Raw genomic sequence first — 17,737 nt, forward strand, 5'->3', positions numbered from 1 at the left:
GACGGCGCGTGAGCCCGCGCGGTCGATCGTTCGATGCTACCCGAACGATGGCGTCCGCGCGGCCCGGCGATCAGTAGTCGTGTGCCGTGTGCGTGTCAGCCGATGTCAGCAGGAACGTGCGAGCCGCAGGCGCGCGTCCTCGCGCGCGGCAGGCGACAGTTCGGGCGCGTAGTGGAACGACCCCGCCACGAGCGATGCGACGGGCACGCCGTCGCGGAACAGCACGCGATTGCCGGCCAGCGCCGGCACCTTGTCGCCGGGCAGCAGCGTGCCGGCGAGATTCAGCGGGTCGGCGCCCGTCACGCATACATATTGCCCGTCGCCTGGTTGCCGCCGCAGTTCGCGCAGGATCGGGATGGCCTCGGGCAGCGCGAACTGCTCGCCCGCGAGCCCGGCGACGAAGCGACCGCCGCGAATCTCGCCGCGAGCTTCGAGGCGCTGCAGCACGCGCACGAGTTCGCGCCAGCTCGGCAGCCAGTCGGCTTCGCGTTCGAGCAGCCGCCAGAACACGACGCCGTAGCGGCGCAGCAGCGTCCACGCGATGTGTTCGAGCGCGTCGGGATCGGTCGTGGCGGGGCCGCGTTTCGGTGCGGGCGTGTCGTCGTCCGGCGCTGCCTGACGCTGCACGAGCGCCCAGCGGCCGGCGTCGTCCATCCCGCCGATCAGCGCACCGCCGCGTCGCGTACGTGGTGCATAGGTCGCGCTGCGCTTGACGGCCGGCTTGAGCAGCGCGCGCAGGCCCGCGTAACTGTCCGCATTCACGAGGCCGGCCGACACGAGTTCGCCGAGCGCCTGTTCGAGTTCGACGGGCAGCATGTGCAGGTCGTCGAGCAATGCGTCGAAGAACATCGCGCCGTGGGCGGCGAGCGCGTCGCGCACCTGTGCGGCGCGTGCGGACAGCGCCGGCTGCGCATCGGGATCGCGTAGCGCCTGCCACGCGGAAAGATGGCGGCGCGGCAACAGCACGATCGGCGTCGTCTTCACGGGCGTGCCGGCCGCGCGCGCCGGCACGCCGATACGGGTCCACACCAGCTTGCCCGAGCGGCACAGCTCGTCGAGGCCGCCCGCCGTGTAGTCGGTGAGCCGCGCGGGCAGCAGCGCGTCCTCCCAGGCGCTCGCCGCGGCCTCGTAGCCTTCGAGCTGTTCGACCACGGCGGCCAGCGCGTCGCGGCCGGTGCCGCGCGTGTCGGGCGTTAGGTGCTGCCAGTGGAACAGGAAGCGCATGAAATCGGCGCGTTCGACCGGCTCGATCTCGCGCCGCAGCCGCTTCACCGTATAGCGATGAATGCGCGCGAGCAGGTGACGTTCGCACCATTCGTCGGTCGTCGCGCCCGGCGTGAAGCGGCCGCGCATCACGTAGCCTTCGCGCTCCAGCGCCGCGAGCGCCGTCGCGATCGACGCGGGCGGCAGGCCGAGCGGCGCGGCGATCGCATCGAGCGTCAACGGCCCGAAGCCGGTGAGCCGCGCGCGGATCACGTCGACGAGCGCCGCATCGGCTTCCCACAGCTGCGCGCGTGCGGCCGGCACCTTGAGCGCCGGTGTCACGCGGGCGTCGGGATGCAACGCGCGCAGGCACACGAGCCGCTCGACCGGCACCCACAGCGCGGCGCCGCCCGGCGTCGCGAGTTTCGTCGCGCGGCGGCGTTCCGCGAGTTCCGCGAGTCGCTCGGGCCAGCCGGCGTGGGCGTGCGCCTCGTTGTCGGCGACGCAGGCGAGCGTGAGCAGCGCATCGTGCATTTCGTCGGCGTCGCGCACGAGCGGCCACGCTTCGTCGCGCACCGCGGCGATCGCGTCGGCGTCGAGCGCGCCGAGATCGTCGGCCGATTCGGGGTCGCTCCAGCGGCGCGACTGCACGGCCTGCGTGCGGCGCTCTTCGAGCGGCGCATCGTCGAGGAACGCGTAGGGCTTCGCGTTCAGGATCTCGGCCGCGAGCGGCGACGGCGCGGGCAAGTCGCGCGCGACGAGCTCGATTGCGCCGCTTTCGATCCGGCGCAGCAGCGCAAGCCAGCCGTCGGTGTCCATCGCGTCGTGCAGGCAATCGTCGAGCGTCTGGTCGACGAGCGGATGATGCGGAATCTCGCGTTCGCCGACGACGTTCTCGAGGCACGCGACCTGATCGGGGAACACCGTCGCCAGCAGATCGTCGCTCTTCATCCGCTGCAATTGCGGCGCGGTGCGCTTGCCGCCGGTGAAACGCGGCAGCGCGAGCGCGGTGGTCGCGTTCCAGCGCCAGCGTACGCCGAACATCGGCGCGTCGAGCAGCGCCTGGATCAGCACATGCTCGGCGCTGGCCGAACGCAGGTAGCGCCATACTTCGTCGAGCGCGAAGCTGTGCGCGAGCGACAGCGACAGGATGATTGCGTCGTCGGTGGCGGCTGCCTGGAGTTCGAAGTTGAAGTTGCGACAGAAGCGCTTGCGCAGCGCGAGTCCCCATGCACGATTGATCCGGCTGCCGAACGGCGAATGGATCACGAGCTGCATGCCGCCCGATTCGTCGAAGAAACGCTCCATCACGAGCGTGTCCTGCGTCGGCAATGCGCCGAGCGCCGCGCGGGTGCGCGCGAGGTAGTCGGCGATCTGGCGCGCGGCGTCGGGCGACAAGTGGAGATCGTCGACGAGCCAGCGCAACGCGGGCGCGAGGCGGCTTTCGGCGGGGGCGAGCGCGGTGGCGGTTGCGGCTGTTGCCTCGACTTCCGTTTCCGCATTGCTCACCGAGTTGTCGCCGGCGCGCTTGCGCCCGGCGGTGCCGGCCTGGCGGTCGCCGTCCGCGAACAACCCGTCGAGCCGCGCGCGCAGCCGGCCGACCGCCGCCGACAGCTCGTCGCTGCGCCCGAGCCCCTCGCCGAGCCAGGACGGAATGCTCGGCGATTGACCTTGCGCATCCTCGACGCGCACGCGGCCCGTTTCCACGCGAATGATCCGGTACGACTGGTTGCCGAGCTGGAACACGTCGCCGGCCAGGCTCTCGATCGCGAAATCCTCGTTGACGGTGCCGACCTGAATGCCCTGCGGTTCGAGCAGCACCGCGTAGTCGGCCATGTCGGGGATCGTGCCGCCGGAGGTGGTCGCGGTCATCATCGCATTGCGGCGGCCGCGCACGGTGCCGCCGACCACGTCGCGGTGCAGGTACGCGCCGCGTACGCCGCGGCGGCTCGTGAATCCCTCGGCGAGCATCGTCATCACTTCGTCGAAGCGTTCGCGCGTCAGCCGCGCGTACGGCGCGGCGCGCGTGAAGCTCGCGTACAGCGCGTCCTCCTGCCATTCGGCGCACGCGACTTCGGCGACGATCTGCTGCGCGAGCACGTCGAGCGGCGCTTCGGGAATTCGCAGCGCATCGAGTTCGCCGCGTTGCACGCAGTCGAGCAGCGCCGCGCATTCGACCAGCTCGTCGCGCGACAGCGGAAACAGGCGCCCCTTCGGCACGCCGCCGACATGGTGTCCCGAGCGGCCGACGCGCTGCAGGAACGGCGCGATGCCGCGCGGCGAGCCGACCTGGCAGACGAGATCGACGTCGCCGATGTCGATGCCGAGTTCGAGCGACGCGGTCGCGACGAGCAGTTTCAGTTCGCCGCGTTTCAGGCGCTGCTCGGCGTCGAAGCGGTGCTCCTTCGCCAGACTGCCGTGATGCGCGGCGATCGCGTCCTTGCCGAGCCGGTCGGCGAGATGGCGCGCCATGCGCTCGGCGGTGCGCCGCGTGTTGACGAACACCAGCGTCGTACGATGCGCGGCCGCGAGGCCGGCGATGCGGTCGTATACCTGTTCCCACACGTCGGTCGCCATCACCGGTTCGAGCGGCACGTTCGGCAGTTCGAGCGCGAGATCGCGCTCGCGGGTGTGGCCGGTGTCGACGATCGTGCAGTCGCGCGGCGCGTCGGCCGGGCCGCCGACGAGGAAGCGCGCGACCGCGTCGATCGGCTTTTGCGTGGCCGACAGCCCGATGCGCGGCAGCGCGCGCCCGGCCAGCGCGTCGAGGCGTTCGAGCGACAGCGCGAGATGGCTGCCGCGCTTGGACGAGGCGAGCGCATGGATTTCGTCGACGATGACCGAGCGCACGTTCGACAGCATCTGCCGCCCCGACGTGGAGGACAGCAGCACGTACAGCGATTCGGGCGTCGTGACGAGGATGTGCGGCGCGCGCTTGCGCAGCGCGGCGCGTTCGGCCTGCGTCGTGTCGCCGGTGCGCACCGCGGTGCGGATCGCCGGCACCGGCAAGCCGAGTTGCGCGAGCGATTCGGCGATGCCGGCGAGCGGCGCATCGAGGTTCACGTGGATGTCGTTCGACAGCGCCTTCAGCGGCGAGACGTAGACGACCAGCGTCGCGTCGGGCAGCGTACCGTCGTGCGCGAGCGCATCGCGCACCAGATCGTCGAGCGCGCACAGGAATGCGGTAAGCGTCTTGCCGGAACCCGTCGGCGCGGCGACGAGCGTGGAGCGGCCAGCCTTGATGTGCGGCCACGCGAGCGCCTGCGCGCCGGTCGGCGCGGCGAACGTGCGCCGGAACCACGCGGCGACGGCCGGGTGGAACACGTCGATCGCGCGGGTGGCTGGGCGGGTAGCGGTGACGTCCATCGGAGCGTTGAAATGGGGTGCGAGCGTGCGGATGTATCGCACGCGAATCGAATCGTCAGTGTGCCAGACGTCGCGTATGCGTGCCGGGCGTGCGTGCCGGCGATTCACACTCAGATGGGGGCCTGCCCCGCGCTTTCAATGGACGAAAAGTTGCGTGCATGTCGGCATGCCGATCGCGTGCGGAATTGTGTCGAATTGCAACTAGACGCGATGCAGCCAGCCGAGCCAGTGTTCGATCAGCGGCGCACGCGACCACAGCGACTGCGCGAGCCACAGCGTGCCGCCCCAGGCGGCGGCCACCACGATCAGGTCGCAATGCCCGCTGTTCCACAGGTTGAGCGAGTGGCGCCGCCAGATCCACGGTACGCCGAGCGGATTGGGCCAGTCGGCGAGCAGATGCATCACGCCGCCGCAGGCGAAGCCGAACAGCGGCGCGGCCCAAAGCGGATGCGGATGATGGATGAGCCCGTGCCATCCGAGCGCGAGCAGCGCGAGCCAGCCGATGCCCCAGTGCGTGATGGTGCGATGCGTGATCCACAGGCGGCGCTTGCGGCTCCACCATGCGACTTCGAGCCAGTCGGGCGCGGTGCCGCCCGCGACGCCCGCCGCGAACGCGGCGAGCATGCCCGAATGCCAGGGGCCGGTTGCGCCGGTTTGGGCGACGAGGACGGCGGCGGCGACGCCGGCCGCGAAGCCGGACGCGTGATGCGCATTGTGTGATGCCATAGGGAGCGAGACGAGGAAACGTGAAGCGGCGCGTGCACGAAACGATGATGCGGCGCGCAAACGGGGCGCTATCTTCGCAGATCGGCCTGTGCCGCGGGTGGCTCGTTCGCGGATTTTTTTGCTCGTGCTGCGGGGGCTGCCCCACGGTTCGCAACTTTCGGTTTTGTGCGTTGCGCGACTGCGCGTGCCGCGGGCGTTATCGAACGATCCCCGTTCGCGTCGCGGCGCCGCAACGTGACCGCGCGTAGACGATCGGCACGCTTTCGCCTCCGCCGCGTGTTCGACCCTTTTTGTCCCCCTATACTACGAAGCCGGCATATGGCCGCCGGCGCGCCAGCGGCCATCCACGGATCAGGTGCTCGTCGTGCCTGAACGAGATCCACATGGGGGACATGCAATGACTACGCTGAATCGCTTCAAATCATCCGCCGCCGTGCTCGCGACGGTGGCCGGCATCGGCTTCCTGCCGAACGCGCCCGCCTACGCGAAAGGGCCGCAGCCCGCGGTCCTGACCAGCTCCGCGGTGGCGGTGGCCGACAAGTACAGCGCGGATGCGGCGGAGCGGATCTTCAAGGAAGGCGGCAACGCGATCGACGCGGCCGTCGCGATCGCGTTCACGCTCGCCGTCACGTACCCGGAAGCCGGCAACATCGGCGGCGGCGGCTTCATGACGATCTACAAGGACGGCAAGCCGTACTTCATCGATTATCGCGAGCGCGCGCCGCTCGCCGCGACGAAGGACATGTACCTCGACAAGGACGGCAACGTCGTCAAGGGCATGAGCCTGTACGGCCCGCGCGCGGTCGGCGTGCCGGGCACGGTGGCGGGCATGTGGGAAGCGCAGAAGCGCTTCGGCAAGCTGAAGTGGAAGCAGGTGCTCGCGCCGGCGATCCACTATGCGCGCGACGGCTTCGTCGTCGATGAGCAGCTGGCGCAACGCGGCGTCGACGCATCGAAGGAGTTCGGCGGCAAGACCAACTTCGACAAGTACTTCTCCGGGCTGAAGGCCGGCGTGAACTTCAAGCAACCCGATCTCGCCGACGTGCTGACGCGCATCGCGGACGGTGGCGCGGAAGGCTTCTACAAGGGCAAGACGGCCGAGCTGATCGCCGCGTCGATGAAGACCGGCGACGGCAACGGGCTGATCACGACCGAGGATCTCGCGCAATACCGTGCGGTGTGGCGCCAGCCGGTGCAGGCGAAGTGGAACGGCTATGACGTGATCACCGCGCCGCCCCCGAGTTCGGGCGGCATCGGTCTTGTGCAACTGCTGAAGATGAAGGCCGACCTGAAGCAGGATTTCGAGGGCGTGAAGCTCAACTCGCCGCAGTACGTCCACCTCGTCGCGGAAATCGAGAAGCGCGTGTTCGCCGATCGGGCGCAGTATCTCGGCGATCCCGACTTCTACAAGGTGCCGATCGCGCAGCTGACCGACGATGCGTATATCGCGAAGCGCGCGGCCGAGGTCAACCCGAAGGAGCCGTCGGATACGAAGAGCGTGCAGCCGGGCCTCGGCACGACGATGCCGGAGAAGGCCGAAACGACGCACTTCTCGGTGGTCGACAAGTGGGGCAACGCGGTGTCGAACACGTACACGATCAACGGCTATTTTGGCTCGGGCGTGATCGCCGACGGCACGGGCATCGTGCTGAACGACGAGATGGACGACTTCTCCGCGAAACCGGGCGTCGCGAACATGTTCGGCGTGGTCGGCAGCGACGCGAACGCGATCGAACCGAAGAAGCGCCCGCTGTCGTCGATGTCGCCGACGATCATGACCAAGGACGGCAAGGTGTCGCTGGTGATCGGCACGCCGGGCGGCTCGCGCATCTTCACGTCGATCTTCCAGGTGATCAACAACATCTACGACTTCAAGATGCCTCTGAAGGAGGCCGTTGGCGCGATGCGTTTCCATCACCAGCTGCTGCCGCCGAATACGATCTTCTGGGAGCCGTACCACCCGATCGAAGGCGAACTCGCGAAGCAGATCGAGGCGCGCGGCTATACGCTGAAGGGTCAGGATTTCAGCGGCGACATCCAGGTCATCAAGATCGACGGCAAGACGCCGGAAGCGATGGCCGATCCGCGCGGGCGGGGCGTGACGCGGGTCATTCGTTGACGTTGACGTTGACGTTGACGTTGACGTTGACGTTGACGTTGACGTGAAACGATGCGTGCGCGTCGGCGACAGCGGCCGCGCGCGCCGTTCGGCAGCCGGTGGTTCGATCCGGCTGCCGAATTTTTTTAGCCGGTCGTTCGGAGGAATTCCGCGATCCGCGCGGCAATGGCATCGGGCGCATCCTCGAAGCAGTAGTGCCCGACGCCTGCCAGCCGCTCGATCGGCGCGGACGGAAACAGTGCGGTAAAGAGCGGCAGGAAGTGTTCGGCGCCGAGCGTTCGGTCGGCGTCTCCCCAGATCGCGAGCGCGGGTTTGTCGCGTATCGCGCGCAGTGCCGCCGCGTCGGGTTCCTCGAACCGATGCGCGCCGGCCGCGTATCCCCGCGCCCATCCGATCGCGCCGAGACAGTCGGCCGGTTGCGCGAACGGCGCGCCGTATGCGGCGATCCACGTATCGGTGATGATCGCGTGGTTCTCGAAGCCGTTCAGTTTCAGTGTGCTCAGGATGTTGAAGCCGAGCTGCCCGAGCACCGTTTCGAGCGTGTCGCCGGCTGCCGCGCGCATGATCCACTGGAACCATGGCGCATCGCGGCCGTTCGCATTCGCGCGCTCGCCGAGATCGGGTTGACCGAACGGCGTCGGGCCGTTGGCCGACACGATGCGCCGGATCCGGTCCGGATGCCGCGCGGCGAGCCCCATGCCGACCGGGCCGCCGAAGTCGTGCATCACGAGCGTGATGCGATCGAGGTCGCGCGCAAGCACGAAACGCTCGAGATTGTCGATGTGATCCTGCAGCCAGTAGCTGCGGTCCTGCGGCGTCGCGCTTTTGCCGAAGCCCATGTGGTCGGGCACGACGACGCGGTATGTCGGGCTCAACGCGGTCACCAGATGACGAAACAGATAACCCCATGTGGGCTCGCCATGCAGGCACAGGACGATTTCGCCGTCGCGCGGGCCTTCGTCCGCGTAGTGCATCCGGAAGCCGGACGTGTCGTCGAAATGCGGGGCGAATGGAAAGGTGCCGTCGAACGTGGCATCGGACCGGATCATCGAACGCTCCTTCGGTAGTCGGACGAGTGGTTTCAAGTTGAAACTGAATCGAAGCGTAGGCTATACGGTTTCAAGTTGCAACCAAATAATCGAGAGGGCAGTAGTCAGGTGCGGAGCCGGTCGAGTGGAACCACGCGATGGAAAGCTGCAGTGCTTGACTCCTTACGTGGAACGGTATGAACAGTTGTGCCAAACCGGGTAGAGCGATCGTTCCGTTCGTCGATCCCAAGCAGTCGGGCCCCTCGAATTGATCTTTTCATGATATGGTTTTATATTGAAACCGTTCAATTCAACGAAACCGACCGCCGTTCAGCCCATATCCCGGCCACGGCATCGCCGCATGCACCGATGAACAGACGAACCACGCACGAAGATTCCCTTTGCGGCGTCGCCCGCCCGCTGGACGCGATCGGCGACTGGTGGTCGCTGCTGATCGTCCGCGATGCGTTCGACGGGCTGCGTCGCTTCGGCGAATTCCAGAAAAATCTCGGCCTCGCGAAGAACATCCTCGCCGCGCGTCTGCGCAATCTGGTCGCGCACGGGATCATGGACGTCGTGCCGGCCGCGGACGGCGGCGCGCATCACGAATACGTGCTGACCGAGAAGGGGCGCGGGCTGTTTCCGCTGCTCGTCGCGCTGCGACAGTGGGGCGAGGATTTCTTCTTCGAACCGGATGAGGCACACGTGTTGCTCGTCGACCGGAAAACCGGGCTGCCGGTCAGGAAGCTGGAGTTGCGTTCGCAGGACGGGCGCGTGCTCGGGCCGGAAGATACGGTCGTGCTGCCGCCGCCCGACTGACACGCGGCGAGCCGGCGGGACCGCGGAGGGGCCGGCGGGCTGTCCGCATGCCGCTTCCGACGGGCGCGGCCGCCTATTTTCATGAATTTGACGCGCGACACTGGGATAATGGCCGAGTTTGGCTGCGTCAATGATGGAAGGAGGCCCCATGGGCGACAACGATACCCGCACCGAGACCGACGACCGTACCGATACGAACTCGATGGAAACACGCCAGCGCCGTTTCGAGGAGGATCTCGTCGACGCATACGACGAAGAGCTCGAGATGGAGCTCGACGACCGCCGCTTCGACGAGGGCGACGACCTGCTGTTCTCGCGCGAGCGTCGCGAGGCGCGCAAGGAATATTTCCGCGAGTTGTTCCGCTTGCAGGGCGAACTCGTGAAGCTGCAGGACTGGGTGGTGAACACCGGGCACCGGCTCGTCGTCATTTTCGAGGGGCGCGACGCGGCCGGCAAGGGCGGGGCGATCAAGCGCATCACGCAGCGGCTGAACCCGCGCGTGTGCCGGGTCGCCGCGCTCCCCGCGCCGAACAACCGCGAGCGCACGCAATGGTACTTCCAGCGCTACGTCGCGCATCTGCCGGCAGGCGGCGAGATCGTGCTGTTCGATCGCAGTTGGTACAACCGCGCGGGCGTCGAGCGCGTGATGAATTTCTGTACCGACGACGAGTACGAGGAATTTTTCCGGTCGGTGCCCGAGTTCGAGAAGATGCTCGTGCGCAGCGGGATCCAGATCGTCAAGTACTGGTTCTCGATCACCGATCACGAGCAGGAGATGCGCTTCCAGAGCCGGATCGCGGATCCGCTGAAGCAGTGGAAGCTGAGCCCGATGGACCTCGAAAGCCGCCGTCGCTGGGAGGCTTATACGGCCGCGAAGGAAGAGATGCTGCAGCGCACGCACATTCCCGAGGCGCCGTGGTGGGTGGTGCAGGCCGTCGACAAGAAGCGCGCGCGGCTGAATTGCATTCACCATCTGCTCGGCCAGGTGCCGTATCACGAGGTGCCGCGCCCGAGCATCGATCTGCCGCGGCGCGAGCATCACGAGGATTACATTCGCCGGCCGGTGCCCGACAACATGATCGTGCCGGACGTTTATTGACCGGTTCGCGCCGGTCGATCGCGATGGGATGAAGCGCGCCGCGTGATGCGGCGCGTTTTTTTTTGGTTTCGGTTGAGGGCGGCCGAGTCGGCCCGACAGGGTTTACAGTCTTTCAGGATGTCGGACTGACGGTCTCGACAGCGTGCCCCAATGCGCGCGTTGATGTGCGTCGACGCCGTTGAAACGGCGCGATTCCGACGCACCGGGAAAAACGATAGCGGCGAGCGCTCCGAGCGTGCGCCGCTCGGGCCTGTCGCTGCAACGGCTCAAATCTCCGGAAACCCGGAGCGCCCCTGCGTCAGATCGAACAGTTCGACTCTTGCCGCGGCTTCGGCGGTTTCGGGCAGCTTGATCACGAGCTTCACCGTCATCCCGTACGCGCTGTCCACCAGCGCGTAGCCGGCCTGTTCGATCCAGCGGCGCACGCGCGCTTCTTCCGGGTAGCCGATCTCGATCGCGAGCCGCGTGTGCCGAATGCGCTCGACGCGCTCGGCATCGAGCAGCGCCGACGCGATCGCATCCGTGTACGCACGCACCAGCCCGCCCGCGCCGAGCTTCACGCCGCCGTAGTAACGCACGACCGCGCCGAGCACGCCGTCGAGATCGTGATGGCGCAGCACTTCGAGGATCGGCCGGCCCGCGGTGCCCGACGGCTCGCCGTCGTCCGACATACCCGACTGGCCGCCCGCCAGCAGCGCCCAGCACACATGGGTGGCCGCCGGATGCTCGTCGCGCAGGCGCTGCAGTACCTGCATCGCGGCATCGCGATCCTCGACGGGAACGGCATACGCGATGAAACGGCTCTTGCGGATTTCGAGTTCGCGGGTGTACGAGGTGGCGAGCGAGTAACTCATGCGTCGCCACGCGGAAAGCGTAGGGAAATCAAGGTGATGATGGCGGGTGGATGTTTTTGAAGTTGGCCCGGGGACGGATGGATATCGTCTGCATATGCGCGGGCGGAAGACGCGATTTTACCGTGGCGCGCGTCGAGGCATTTCGATGCCGTCACCCCATGGTTCGGGCGACGTGCCGGATACGAATCGACGAAGCGCGCCGCAGGCCGATGTGGTTGGCTCGACCTGTCGCAGAGTATGGTCAAGCGCGAGGTAATCGAGTTTCACGACAGCGAGCGGTTCTGGCTCGTCAACCGGTCATTCGTCAGTCGGATACGTATCCGAAACGGGACGGCCTCGGATGCGTATTCCGGAGGGCACGAAGAGGACCCGTTGACCTGCAATATCTCGCAACGATGACTCGCTGCCGTCGTCCGCTCGATCAAGGACGGAAGCGCGGAGTCCTGTTCGTTTATCAGTTCGTCCAGCGCACGCAGTTTGCTTTCCCGCGATGGGCTCAAGTCAATTCATCGATGCCGCGCGCGGCATCAGCGCACGCCAACCGACGACCGTAGCGCCGCGCCCAGCGTGCGCAGCGCCTGTCTGGCTCGCGCGTCAGTCAAGCTCGAGTAGAGCACCACGTCGCGCGTCGGCAGCGGCGGCAGCCCGTACCGCGTACCCACGTCGACGGTGCCGGCGGGCGCCACGCGATGCCCGAGCGCCGCGACGGCCAGCCCCGCGGACACCGCCGCGCCAATCGTCGCCACGCCGCCGCCGACAAAGACTTCCGTCCACGCGACACCGGCTTCGTTCAGCGCGTCGACCGCCATGCGGCGCACGCTGCATGGTTCGGCCTGCGTGGCGAGCCGCAGCGGCTGCGGCGGGTGGTACTCGAAATCGGCCGCCGCCATCCAGCCGAACGACTCCGACAGGATGGTTTCGCCGTCGAGCCGCCGGCTGTCGTGCTGCAGCGCGACGGCCGCATCGAGCTGGCCGCGATCGAACGCATCGAGCACGTCGCGCGACGCGGCGACGCGGATCTCCAGCACGAGCGCCGGCTCCGCTTCGCTCATCCGCCGCAGCAGCATCGGGAGATCGGCGCCGACGACATGGTGGCTGACACCGATGACCAACCGTCGCTGGCGCGTGCCGAACGCGCTGATCGCGCCATGGTGAGCGGCCACCAGTTCGCGCGCCGGTTCCAGGAACGCGGTGCCGTCGGCCGACAGGCGAACCTGCCGCGGCGTGCGTTCCAGCAGGCGGCGGCCGAGCCCGTCTTCCAGCCGCTTGATCTTCAGGCTCACCGCGGACTGCGTCGTGTCCAGCGCTTCCGCGGCCCGCGTGAAGCTCTTGAGATCGGCGGTCAGTACGAATGCCTGCACGGCCTCGATGTCGAGCGTTTTCATCGCACCCTCGTTAATTTCAGAATCGAATCATTGAAATATTCTGCCATCGTCTTTTCAAATGATTCAAGGTCTTCTACGCTGCTTTCATTGCGTCCGTTTCTTTTGCCAGGAGTCGATCATGCTGACCGCGTACTACATGCACCGCCTGCCGGCGGACTACGACCTCGACATCATCCGCAATCGCGTGCGCGAGCGCGGCCGGCTGTGGGACGACACGCCGGACCTGCTGTTCAAGGGTTTCCTGCTGCGCGAGGCCGGCCGCCACGGCGCGACGGAAAACGGCTACGCGTCGTATTACCTGTGGCGCAACGAACAGGCGTTCGCGCGGTTCGTGACGGACGGCCGCTATCGGATCGTGACGGACAGCTTCGGCCGCGCGCCGATCGACACGCAGGTTGCGCTCGACGCGCGCAAGGGCAGCGCGTCGACGGGACGTTTCGCGCGTCTGGAGACGATCGAGATTCCGGCGGACGCCGATCTCGACGCGGCACTGGCGCGGGAGATCGCACGCAATCGCGACGCGGCGGCTCGGCAGGGCGTGGTCGCGGCGGCTGTCGGTCTCGATCCGCTGCGCTGGCGGTTGACGCGTGCGCTCGTGACGGAACATGAACCGGACGACGGCGGCGCCGGCACGGTGTACCAGGTCCTGCATCTGGCGAGGCCGTTGCTCGACACACTGGAAGCGGGCGGCGCGTGATGGCCGGCATCGCGTCGCGATTGCCGGCCGGTGTGGTGATTGCCGCGCATCTGGCGGGTGTGGTGGTGGGTATCGCCGCGATTGCGGCGCTTGCGACGGTGCTGGCGCTGTTGCTCCGGTGAGCGCTTCAGCGCAGGGATGATTGACGCGGGAGCGCCGCGCATGCGATGCATGACGCCCCCGATTGCTTCATCGCCGCTCGCTCAGTGGCCCTGCAAGCGGATATCGCGTGACGACGCGCCGACATACACGGTCCCGCCCGAGACGACCCGCCAGCCGTTGCGCGACGTATCCCAGACGCTCTGCATGCGCGGCGACACGGTCACATGCACACGCCGCGCCTCGCCCGGATTCAGCCGGATCTTGTCCCAGCCGACCAGCCGCTTCGGCGGCTCGTCCTTGTACGGCACGCCGAGATAGACCTGCGGCGTTTCCGCGCCGGCAACGCGCCCGTCGTTGCGCACGGTAAACGCGACGTTCAACGAGCCGTCCCATTGCTTCGACACCGACAGCCCCGAGTACGCGAAGTGCGTGTACGACAGGCCGTAGCCGAACTCGAACATCGGCTTGATGTTGCGCGCGTCATACCAGCGGTAGCCCATGTTCAGCTTTTCCGCGTACACCGGGTCGGTGTCGAATGCGCCGTTTTGCCCCCACGTCGGCGAGTCCTGATCGCGCGCCGGGAAAGTGACGGGCAGCTTGCCGGACGGATTGACCGCACCGAACAGCACGTTCGCGATCGCCTTGCCGCCGGCTTCGCCCGGATACCACGCCTCGACGATGGCCGACACGTTGTCCTTCCACGGCATCAGCACCGGGTTGCCGCTCTGGACGACGACGATCGTATGCGGATTCGCGCGCGCGACGGCTTCGACGAGCGCATCCTGGTTCGACGGGTTCGCGAGGCTCAGGCTCTGCAGATCGCCGAAATCCTCGCCGGCCGGCTGCGTGACCACGACGATCGCGACATCCGAGCGGCCCGCGAGCGCCACGGCCTGGTCGATCTCCTGCTGCGTGTACGCGCGGAACGGCGACTGCTGGTCGCTGTTGCCGGCGAACGTGACCTGCGCGGCCGGCGCCAACGCGCGGATCGCCGCGACGATCGGCACGTCGACCTTGAGCCACGGATTGCGCCACCAGCTGCACCCGGTCGACGAGCCGAACGTCAGGCCGCCGCAACCGGCGAACGAACCCGATACGGGATCGCGCGTGTTGCCCGAGCCGCCGCCGGACAGCACGGCCGCATCCGCATGGCCACCGATCACGGCGATGCGCGACAGCGCCGACGCGACGAGCGGCAACTGATTGCCGTCGTTCTTCAGAAGAACGATCGACTGCTCGGAGGCCGCCTGCGCGAACCGGTTACCGGCCGCGAAATCGATCGTGCCGCCGCCTTTGGCCGGATCGTCCATCACGCCGACGCGGATCATCACGGCGAGCTTGCGGCGCACCATGTCGTCGAGGCGCGCGGTCGACACCGAGCCGTTCGCGATCGCCTGCTTGACGGCCGCCGGCGTCAGATACACGCTCGGTCCGACGTCTTCTTCCTCGTCGAGCCCGGCGTTGATCGCGGCGGCGGTGCTGTGCGTGGCGCCCCAGTCGGACTGCACCTGCCCCTGAAAGCCCCATTCGTTCTTCAGCACGTCGTTCAGCAGGTGAGGGTTTTCGCACGCATAGGTGCCGTTCAGGCGGTTGTAGCTGCACATCACGCTGCCGGGCCGGCCGCGCTTCGCGGCGATCTCGAACGGCAGCAGATACAACTCGCGCAGCGTGCGCTCGTCGATCTGCGTATTGCCGCCCATCCGGCCGTGCTCCTGCTCGTTGCCCGCGTAGTGCTTGATCGTGGCGATGACTTTCTGTCGCTGCGTGGCGAGCGTGCGTTCGGCGAGCAGATCGCCGGCGAGCAGCGGATCCTCGCCGAGATACTCGAACAGGCGTCCGCCGCGCGGCTCGCGCGCGAGGTTGGTGCCGCCGCCGAGGCCCATGCCGAATCCTTGCGCGCGCAACTGGATCGCGACCTGCTTGCCGAAGTCGTACGACAGCCGACGATCCCAGCTCGCGGCGACCGCGATCGTCGCCGGGAACGTCGTGCTGGCCTGCGACGTGCTGCCGGAGCCGGTCGCCGAATCGACCATGTTCAGATCGGGAATGCCGAGCCGCGGCACGCCCTGGATGTAGCCGGCGCCGCCGCCCGGCACCTTGGACATTTCGTATTGCGAATGAATGAATTGAAGTTTCTCGTCGAGCGTCATCTTGCGCACGAGCAGGTCGGCGCGCCGTTGCGCGGCGGACGATGCGAACGCATCGGTCGCGTCGCCCTGCGCATTGAAATCGGCGTCGCCGGCGTAGGCGGTGGTGCAGAGGGTCGCTGCCAGCACGACGGCCGGCCAGAGGGTGTCCCGCATGTTGCTCTCCATGATCGTATTGCCGGTTGTTCGGATGATGTCTGGAGCTGCGCGCGCCAGGTGGATTCGCACCGGACGCATTCGGCTGGCGATGCAGGGTGGTTGCGCGTCGGCATGCCAGGCCAGGCGGGGAATCGTTACGGCCGGTTGGGCTCGACCGGTCAATGCGGGCGGCGACGCGCTGGCCGCCCGACACTGTCGAATCGGATGTAGCGATTCTCTGCTGCGACTAATGGTATGAATGTAGTTTGACTACAGCATCGGTGTTTCTACCGATACGTGTGATCTTTATTTCGTAGGGGCGCGCGGCGGGATGAAAAGGCGGTCATCGTTCCCGATTGCGGGAGGTGACGCGGGTAAGAAGTACTTGGGAGCAGGCGGTCTTGCGGGGTAATTCGTCGGGATGGGGATCGACTCGTTGCGTGCGCATCGAACCCGGGGACGGGAGCGTCCTGCGCCCCCGCTCCCCGCGTGCGGCCGGCCTGGCTACTTCGTGACGAGTGCGCCGGTCAACCCCGCGCTGATCGCCGGCAGCAGCAGGTTCAGCACGCGGCTTGCGCGGACCAGCCCGGTGTTGTCGACATACACGACATCCTTCGACGCGAGCGGGAACTGGTTCGCGAGCAGCATCGACACCGGCGACTGCATGTCGAGGTGATAGATGACGGGTGCGCTGTCGGCGGCCTTGCGCAGCACGAACACCTGCTTGGCATTCGACGTTTGCTGATTGAGCTGACCGGCCTGCGTGAGCGCTTCGCTCAGCGTGAGCGAACCGTCGCGCAGCGGCGCGACGGCTTGCGGCCGGACCACTTCGCCCATCACGTACACGGGATTGTCGTCGCGCGCGCTCACGTGCAGCATGTCGCCGGGCCTCAGCATGATGTCCGCCGGGTTTTTGCCCGTCTTCATCATCTGCGCGACGTTCAGCGGATAGATCGTGCCGTTGCGGGTGAGCGTGACGCGGCTCTGATCCGCGGTCGGCGCAAAGCCGCCCGCGCGGCTGACGGCTTCGATCAGCGTCATCGGAATGTCGTTGATCGGCTGTGCACCCGGATTACGCACCTCGCCGTCGACGTAGACCTGCGTGGCGCGGAACGACGCGACGCGAACCGTGACCTGCGGCTTGACGAATACCTTGGCGAGTTCGGTCCTGACCTCGTGCTGGAGCTGCGCGACGGTTTTCCCGACCGCGTGGATCGGCCGCGGGACATACGGAAACTGCACGTTGCCGTTGCCGTCGACGACGAAGCCGGGTGCTGCGTCCGCGGCCTTCGTGTTCTGCACCGGCTGCCCGGCGGCCGTCGCGAACTCGGGGTGATCCCATACCGTGATCTGCAGCACGTCGCCGGCGCCGATCCTGTACATGTCCGACTTCGCGAACAGGCTCGGCGCAATGGTCGCACCGGGCGCACGTTTCTGTGCGGCGCGAATCTGCTCGATCTGCGTCAGGTCGATCTGCTTGACCGGCACCTGCATGTCGCTGGTGACGTCGCCGTTGTCGGCGGTCGTGACCGGCAACGCGGTCGAACTCATGTGCTGCCCGGGCACCGTGCAGGCGGACAGCGTCGCGATGGTCGCGAACGAGAACGCCATGCACATGCGGTGCATGGTGGTGCGAGGGTGGCCCGGCGCCACGGAGTCCAGCGGTTGAGCGATTTTCATTTTTGTGTCCAGCATCGTTGAATCGATTGATACGTTATCCGGATCGAATCGAAGGTGCGTGTCGCGCCTTTCGCTTCGTTCTGCACATCGTGACGACACGCGCGGGCAGCATTCGGGCGCACGGCGATCCGCGCGTCGTTCACGGCGAGGCGGCTCCCGGCATCGATTGTCAAACATTGCCAATGACGGAAGGAAGTCGTCATGCGCGGCGGGGACGTGACGGCGATTTCGACGCCGGTTCGCACGTCGCCGTGCCGATCGCGAACAAAGCGTAACGCAGGTTGAACGCCTGGATCGAGCGGTGGCGGCTTAATGTAAGCCATCGCACGCAGCGTGCCGGACATCTATCGCATAGTGGCGCCAACGAACATGGT

General features: G+C 67.2%; 13 protein-coding genes. 5 read left to right on the forward strand and 8 right to left on the reverse strand.

Annotation, left to right across the window (positions count from 1 at the left end):
* Window positions 1-105: 105 nt before the first annotated feature.
* Complete coding sequence (locus C4B30_RS19995) at window positions 106-4,569, reverse strand: DEAD/DEAH box helicase (RefSeq protein WP_105132902.1); 4,464 nt, start codon at window positions 4,567-4,569, stop codon at window positions 106-108.
* A 201-nt stretch (window positions 4,570-4,770) separates the two neighbouring features.
* On the reverse strand, window positions 4,771-5,295 hold the full coding sequence (locus C4B30_RS20000; protein WP_027782844.1) for a metal-dependent hydrolase: 525 nt from the start codon (window positions 5,293-5,295) through the stop codon (window positions 4,771-4,773).
* Between the two features lie 397 nt (window positions 5,296-5,692).
* Between C4B30_RS20000 and ggt the strand changes: the two genes are divergently transcribed.
* On the forward strand, window positions 5,693-7,414 hold the full coding sequence (gene ggt / locus C4B30_RS20005; protein ID WP_027782845.1) for a gamma-glutamyltransferase: 1,722 nt from the start codon (window positions 5,693-5,695) through the stop codon (window positions 7,412-7,414).
* Window positions 7,415-7,539: 125 nt separating this feature from the next.
* Here the strand turns inward: ggt and C4B30_RS20010 are convergent, their stop codons facing one another.
* The gene (locus tag C4B30_RS20010) at window positions 7,540-8,463 is read right to left on the reverse strand and encodes an alpha/beta fold hydrolase (protein ID WP_105132903.1); all 924 of its coding nucleotides are present in this window, start codon (window positions 8,461-8,463) and stop codon (window positions 7,540-7,542) included.
* Window positions 8,464-8,811: 348 nt separating this feature from the next.
* Here C4B30_RS20010 and C4B30_RS20015 point away from each other — a divergent pair, with 348 nt between their 5' ends.
* Entirely contained in the window at window positions 8,812-9,261 is a 450-nt protein-coding gene (locus tag C4B30_RS20015; RefSeq protein ID WP_006479218.1) for a winged helix-turn-helix transcriptional regulator, read from the forward strand.
* A gap of 148 nt (window positions 9,262-9,409) precedes the next feature.
* Entirely contained in the window at window positions 9,410-10,360 is a 951-nt protein-coding gene (ppk2, locus tag C4B30_RS20020) for a polyphosphate kinase 2 (RefSeq protein WP_089501631.1), read from the forward strand.
* A 266-nt stretch (window positions 10,361-10,626) separates the two neighbouring features.
* On the opposite strand, the gene C4B30_RS20025 is transcribed toward ppk2, so the two are convergent.
* Both C4B30_RS20025 and C4B30_RS20035 read right to left on the reverse strand, forming a co-directional pair.
* Entirely contained in the window at window positions 10,627-11,214 is a 588-nt protein-coding gene (locus C4B30_RS20025) for an IMPACT family protein (protein ID WP_027782848.1), read from the reverse strand.
* A gap of 527 nt (window positions 11,215-11,741) precedes the next feature.
* On the reverse strand, window positions 11,742-12,599 hold the full coding sequence (locus C4B30_RS20035) for a LysR family transcriptional regulator (RefSeq protein ID WP_105132905.1): 858 nt from the start codon (window positions 12,597-12,599) through the stop codon (window positions 11,742-11,744).
* 118 nt (window positions 12,600-12,717) lie between these two features.
* Between C4B30_RS20035 and C4B30_RS20040 the strand changes: the two genes are divergently transcribed.
* Both C4B30_RS20040 and C4B30_RS36080 read left to right on the forward strand, forming a co-directional pair.
* On the forward strand, window positions 12,718-13,296 hold the full coding sequence (locus C4B30_RS20040; protein WP_199779077.1) for a DUF4865 family protein: 579 nt from the start codon (window positions 12,718-12,720) through the stop codon (window positions 13,294-13,296).
* A complete protein-coding gene (locus C4B30_RS36080; RefSeq protein WP_256980673.1) occupies window positions 13,293-13,418 on the forward strand; it encodes a hypothetical protein in 126 nt (41 codons plus the stop codon). The genes C4B30_RS20040 and C4B30_RS36080 overlap by 4 nt, the downstream gene beginning before the upstream one ends.
* Before the next feature lie 81 nt (window positions 13,419-13,499).
* On the opposite strand, the gene C4B30_RS20045 is transcribed toward C4B30_RS36080, so the two are convergent.
* The 3 genes from C4B30_RS20045 to C4B30_RS35680 form a co-directional block, all read right to left on the reverse strand.
* Window positions 13,500-15,701 carry a glycoside hydrolase family 3 C-terminal domain-containing protein gene (locus C4B30_RS20045; protein ID WP_105132960.1) on the reverse strand — a complete coding sequence of 734 codons (2,202 nt, stop codon included), beginning with the start codon at window positions 15,699-15,701 and terminating at the stop codon, window positions 13,500-13,502.
* A 486-nt stretch (window positions 15,702-16,187) separates the two neighbouring features.
* The gene (locus tag C4B30_RS20050; RefSeq protein WP_227789641.1) at window positions 16,188-17,309 is read right to left on the reverse strand and encodes a polysaccharide biosynthesis/export family protein; all 1,122 of its coding nucleotides are present in this window, start codon (window positions 17,307-17,309) and stop codon (window positions 16,188-16,190) included.
* Window positions 17,310-17,359: 50 nt separating this feature from the next.
* Window positions 17,360-17,707, reverse strand: a complete 348-nt coding sequence (locus C4B30_RS35680; RefSeq protein WP_199779078.1) for a hypothetical protein — start codon at window positions 17,705-17,707, stop codon at window positions 17,360-17,362.
* Window positions 17,708-17,737 lie beyond the last annotated feature (30 nt).

Source organism: Burkholderia sp. BE12, from assembly GCF_002959955.1.
GTDB lineage: Bacteria > Pseudomonadota > Gammaproteobacteria > Burkholderiales > Burkholderiaceae > Burkholderia.

Bases quoted from the DNA above. Each gene is read 5' to 3' on its own strand.
- C4B30_RS19995 (WP_105132902.1), bottom strand. From the start codon at position 4,569: ATGGACGTCACCGCTACCCGCCCAGCCACCCGCGCGATCGACGTGTTC.
- C4B30_RS20000 (WP_027782844.1), bottom strand. From the start codon at position 5,295: ATGGCATCACACAATGCGCATCACGCGTCCGGCTTCGCGGCCGGCGTC.
- ggt (WP_027782845.1), top strand. From the start codon at position 5,693: ATGACTACGCTGAATCGCTTCAAATCATCCGCCGCCGTGCTCGCGACG.
- C4B30_RS20010 (WP_105132903.1), bottom strand. From the start codon at position 8,463: ATGATCCGGTCCGATGCCACGTTCGACGGCACCTTTCCATTCGCCCCG.
- C4B30_RS20015 (WP_006479218.1), top strand. From the start codon at position 8,812: ATGAACAGACGAACCACGCACGAAGATTCCCTTTGCGGCGTCGCCCGC.
- ppk2 (WP_089501631.1), top strand. From the start codon at position 9,410: ATGGGCGACAACGATACCCGCACCGAGACCGACGACCGTACCGATACG.
- C4B30_RS20025 (WP_027782848.1), bottom strand. From the start codon at position 11,214: ATGAGTTACTCGCTCGCCACCTCGTACACCCGCGAACTCGAAATCCGC.
- C4B30_RS20035 (WP_105132905.1), bottom strand. From the start codon at position 12,599: ATGAAAACGCTCGACATCGAGGCCGTGCAGGCATTCGTACTGACCGCC.
- C4B30_RS20040 (WP_199779077.1), top strand. From the start codon at position 12,718: ATGCTGACCGCGTACTACATGCACCGCCTGCCGGCGGACTACGACCTC.
- C4B30_RS20045 (WP_105132960.1), bottom strand. From the start codon at position 15,701: ATGCGGGACACCCTCTGGCCGGCCGTCGTGCTGGCAGCGACCCTCTGC.
- C4B30_RS20050 (WP_227789641.1), bottom strand. From the start codon at position 17,309: ATGCACCGCATGTGCATGGCGTTCTCGTTCGCGACCATCGCGACGCTG.
- C4B30_RS35680 (WP_199779078.1), bottom strand. From the start codon at position 17,707: ATGTCCGGCACGCTGCGTGCGATGGCTTACATTAAGCCGCCACCGCTC.